This window comes from Ruminococcoides intestinihominis, assembly GCF_040096285.1.
GTDB classification, from domain to species: Bacteria; Bacillota; Clostridia; order Oscillospirales; family Acutalibacteraceae; genus Ruminococcoides; species Ruminococcoides intestinihominis.
In genome coordinates, this window is record NZ_JBBMEY010000074.1 from 1 (window position 1) to 5,055 (window position 5,055).

Here is a 5,055-nt window from a genome sequence, read left to right on the forward strand (position 1 = left end):
TCTGGACATCAATGATGTCCCCTACACCTGTTAGCCACACTTTTCTCTTAATAATAGGTATGATAATTTTGCAAATTTTCTTTACATTCAATGAAAATAAGCATTCCTTGAACAACAATTAGGTTAAAAAACAATTTTACCTTTACCCACCGACAAAATTGAAAAACCCTAATTTATCAATCTCATCCTAATGCACAATCATAATTGAAAAACAAGAAAAGCCGTTGCAATGCAACGGCTAATTTTTATTCATTGAATAATACTAATTAAACAATATTGATTCAATAATAATCATATAAATTCTTATTTATTTTGAAGAATCTTTCTTCTGTCAACTTTTTTACTTTTCTTGCTATCGTTCTTAACAGATACTCTCTTATCAAGTTCTTCTCTTGCAACTGCAAGCATTAGCTTAATTCTGTTTTCTTGGTTAACCCTAGGAGCACCCGGGTCATAGTCAATAGCAACAATATTTGCCTTAGGGTTGATTTCTTTAATTCTTCTAATCATACCCTTACCGTTAATATGGTTAGGTAAGCAACCAAATGGCTGAGTACAAACAATGTTTTCAAAACCTGTTTCAGCAAGTTCAAGCATTTCGGCAGTTAGTAGCCAACCTTCACCCATCTTTGAACCAAAACCGATAACGCCGTCAATAAGACTCTTTGTATGAGCATATTTTGATGGTGGCTGAAAACCGTACTTTGTAGTAGATGCAATCATCATATCTTCAGTTTTAGATACATAATCAAGCATAAGTTCGCAAACTTTTTTCTTTGCTTTGCTACCACCATAAAGTTTAATATCTTCAATACGGTTATCAATCTTAAATGCTGCAAAACCCATAACCCCGGGAAGACAAACTTCACAACCTTGGTCATATAGGAACTGCTCTAGGTCATTGTTACCAAGTCTGGCATATTTAACATAAATTTCGCCAACTACACCAACACGGATTTTCTTTTCATCAGTCTTTTTAATCTGAGAAAATTCAAGGCAAATTTCATCAAGAATTCTAGACATATCCTTGAAACGATAGTTTTTACCTTCGTTAAAGTCCTTAGCAAGTTTGTTCTGCCACTTTAGAACTAAAGCATCAGCCTCGCCTTTATTAACTTCATAAGGCTTAGTCTGGTTACGAACAGACATAAGTACATCACCATAAACAAGACCGGCAATAACTCGTCTGATTAGTGGTAAAGAAATCTTAAATCCCGGGTTTTTCTCAAGGCCTGAAAGGTTAAGTGAAATAACAGGAATTTGTTCAAGACCGGCTTTTTTAAGGCCTTTTCTTAGTAGGTGAATGTAGTTAGATGCACGGCAACCACCACCTGTTTGGGTAATCATCAAAGCAGTTTTATTTAAGTCATATTTGCCACTTTCAAGTGCATTAATCAACTGACCGATAACCAAAATAGCAGGATAACAAGTGTCGTTATGTACATACTTTAGGCCTGTTTGAGCAATCTCCGGACCGTTAGTATCAAGCAATTCAACATTGTAACCTTCATGACGGAATGCGTCCATTAGAATACCGAAATGAACAGGCATCATCATAGGTACAAGAATTTTGTAACCTTCGTCATTCATTTCTTTAGTATACATTAGACGACCGTCTTTATCATAAACAAGCTTTGCCATAAGCAAAAACCCCCAATATCAAAATTATTATTTGCCAATGGCTGCAAGTAAGGAACGAATACGGATTTTTACTGCACCAAGGTTTGTAATTTCGTCAATCTTAATCTGTGTATAAATCTTGCCATTCTTTTCAAGAATATCTCTAACTTCATCAGTTGTAATAGCATCAACGCCGCAACCAAATGATACAAGCTGTACAAGGTTCATATCTTTTCTTGTGCTAACATACTTTGCAGCAGCATATAAACGGCTATGGTAAGTCCACTGATTTAGAACACCAACCTTGAACTTTTCTACTCTGTCAGAAACACAATCTTCTGAAACAATAGCAACACCAAAGGAAGCAATCATCTTGCTGATACCATGGTTAATTTCAGGGTCAATGTGGTATGGACGACCTGAAAGAACAATAATATCCTTGCCTTCTTTTTCAGCCTTTTCAACAATTTCATTACCATGCTGACGAATCTTTGCAAAGTAGTTGTCATATTCTTCATAAGCACACTTTGCAGCATTTTTAACTTCCTTTTGAGTTAAGTCAGGGAAGTACTTTGAAAGGTCTTCATAGGCCTTTTTGTAGAAGTCCTTTGGACGATGAATACCAAAGTAATCTTTGATAAATGTAACATTATGAACTTCTTTCATATTGTTATAAATAACTTCAGGGTAATAAGCAACAACAGGACAGTTGTAGTGGTTATCACCTAGGTGTTCATCAATGTTGTATGACATACAAGGATAGAAGATTGTATCAACACCCATATCAATAAGAGCCTTAACATGACCATGCATTAATTTTGCAGGGAAACAAACAGTATCACTAGGGATAGTCTGCTGACCTTTTTGATATAGCTTACGAGTAGAGAATGGACTTCTGATAACTTCAAAGCCCAGTTCTGTAAAGAATCTATGCCAGAATGGCAATAGTTCAAACATATTTAGACCCATAGGGATACCGATTTTGCCTCTGCTACCCTTAACAGGTTTATATTCTCTAAGTACCTTTAGCTTGTACTCATACATATTTAAACTTTCGTCAGGTGATTTCTTAGTGATAGGTCTTTCACATCTGTTACCGGCAATAAACTTTCTGCCATCAGCAAAAGTATTTACTGTTAGTCGGCAGTTGTTGTTACACATACCACAGTTTACAACCTTAATTTCGTGAACAAAGTTCTCTAGGTCAGGTTTCTTTAGAAGTGTGCTACCTTCAGCAGAACCTTCTGACTTACTCTGTGCATACATAGCAGCACCATAAGCACCCATAAGACCTGAGATTGTAGGTCTTACAACATTAACACCCATTTCTTGTTCAAATGCACGAAGTACAGCATCATTCAGGAATGTACCACCTTGAACAACAATTTTCTTGCCAAGTTCATCCGGACCTGATGCTCTGATAACTTTATAAAGAGCATTCTTAACAACAGAAAGAGAAAGACCACTTGAAATATCTTCAATAGTAGCACCGTCTTTCTGAGCCTGTTTAACAGATGAATTCATAAATACAGTACATCTTGAACCTAGGTCAACAGGATGTTTACCAAAGATACCTAGCTGAGCAAAGTCTTGAATTGAGTAACCAAGAGCATTTGCAAATGTCTGTAGGAATGAACCACAACCTGAAGAACAAGCTTCATTTAGGAAAATGTTATCAATTGCACCGTTATGCACCTTGAAACATTTAATATCCTGACCACCAATGTCAATAACAAATTCAACATCAGGCATAAAACTTTTTGCAGCAGTAAAGTGAGCAACTGTTTCAACAATACCGTAATCAACACAAAAAGCATTTTTAATAATATCTTCACCATAACCTGTTACGGCTGATGACTTAATCTTTATATTAGGCTTTTTATCATATAATTCATTTAAGAAATCTTTAATAATTGGAACAGGATTACCACTGTTTGAAAGGTACTTTGAATATAGCAGTTCACCGTTTTTGCCCATAACTACTGCCTTAACAGTAGTAGAACCGGCATCCATACCGATATAGCAGTCACCGTCATAATCCTCCAAAGGAACTTCCTTTACAGTAGCTTTTGCATGACGAGCCTTAAACTGTTCATATTCTTCTTCATTTTTAAATAGAGGAGGGTTAAAGGCAAAATTGCCACTACCTGTATAATGGCTAACCTTTTCAATAATCTCATCAAAATCAATTGTGCTTTCAGCACATAAAGCAGCACCACAAGCAACATAATATAGAGAATTTTCAGGACAAGTACCCTTAGTTCCAAGTTCTTCATCAAAAGCCTTGCGAAGCTCTTCCATAAATGTAAGAGGACCACCTAGATAAACAACATTACCCTCAATTTCTCTACCTTGAGCAAGACCTGCAACAGTTTGGTTAACAACTGCATGGAAAATACTCTGAGCAATATCTGCTTTTCTTGCACCTTGGTTAAGTAGTGGCTGAATATCTGTCTTAGCAAAAACACCACAACGAGATGCAATTGTATATGTCTTTTCATAACCTTTAGCAAGGTCATTCATTTCTTCAAGAGGTACATTTAGCAAAGTAGCCATCTGGTCAATAAATGCACCTGTACCACCGGCACAAGTACCGTTCATACGAACTTCCATACCACCGGATAGGAACAGAATCTTGGCATCTTCACCACCAAGTTCTATAACAACATCTGTACCCGGAATAAATGTATTTGTAGCAACTCTTGTTGCATAAACTTCCTGAACGAAAGTAATATCACACTGTTCAGCAACACCCATACCTGCTGAACCTGACATTGCAACCAGTGCATTTTCAACACCATCAATTTCCTTTCTTACTCTAGTAAGAATTTCACCGATTTTTGTTGTAATCTGGCTGTAATGTCTTTCATATGTACTATATAGTAGTTTGTTATTATCATCTAGCACAACACACTTAATTGTTGTTGAGCCAATATCAAGACCTAATCTCATATTTACTCCTTAAATATAGTCATTTAGACCCATTTTCACATCATACTTCTTATACCATTGTATGATATTTTCTTAACATTTTAATTCTAATATAGAATAATAAGTCGATTTATCACTATTCTACATTCTATCAATAAGTTGTATTTTATTCAAGGTACAATTTGTGTATTTTTTTCTTAAAATGCAATATATCAAGCCTATATTTAACTATTTATATACACCAAAAATAAAAATGTTCATTAATTTTTTCGCAAAGTTTTCCACATTTCAAGAAGTGAATATGAAAAACCTTGTTATTTTCTGAATAACATCATAAATGTTGTGATTTTAATTTTAATTGTGGGTAAAAACTAGTTAGATAAATTAGGTTTTTTCAATTTTGTTTGTGCGTTAAGATTAATTTGATAAATTAGGGTTTGTGGTGCTAGAACTTGCCTTGTTATGTGGTAGATATTTAGAATTAGTAGAAACCATCCAGCCTTC

General features: G+C 35.2%; 2 protein-coding genes. Both read right to left on the reverse strand.

Going from position 1 to position 5,055, the window contains the following annotated elements:
* Positions 1 to 303: 303 nt before the first annotated feature.
* Positions 304 to 1,641 carry a 2-hydroxyacyl-CoA dehydratase gene (locus WMO18_RS10500; RefSeq protein ID WP_211147940.1) on the reverse strand — a complete coding sequence of 446 codons (1,338 nt, stop codon included), beginning with the start codon at positions 1,639 to 1,641 and terminating at the stop codon, positions 304 to 306.
* 27 nt (positions 1,642 to 1,668) lie between these two features.
* Positions 1,669 to 4,572, reverse strand: a complete 2,904-nt coding sequence (locus tag WMO18_RS10505; RefSeq protein ID WP_211147939.1) for an acyl-CoA dehydratase activase — start codon at positions 4,570 to 4,572, stop codon at positions 1,669 to 1,671.
* Positions 4,573 to 5,055 lie beyond the last annotated feature (483 nt).

Coding starts and splice junctions, on each gene's coding strand:
- WMO18_RS10505 (WP_211147939.1), bottom strand. CDS start 4,572: ATGAGATTAGGTCTTGATATTGGCTCAACAACAATTAAGTGTGTTGTG.
- WMO18_RS10500 (WP_211147940.1), bottom strand. CDS start 1,641: ATGGCAAAGCTTGTTTATGATAAAGACGGTCGTCTAATGTATACTAAA.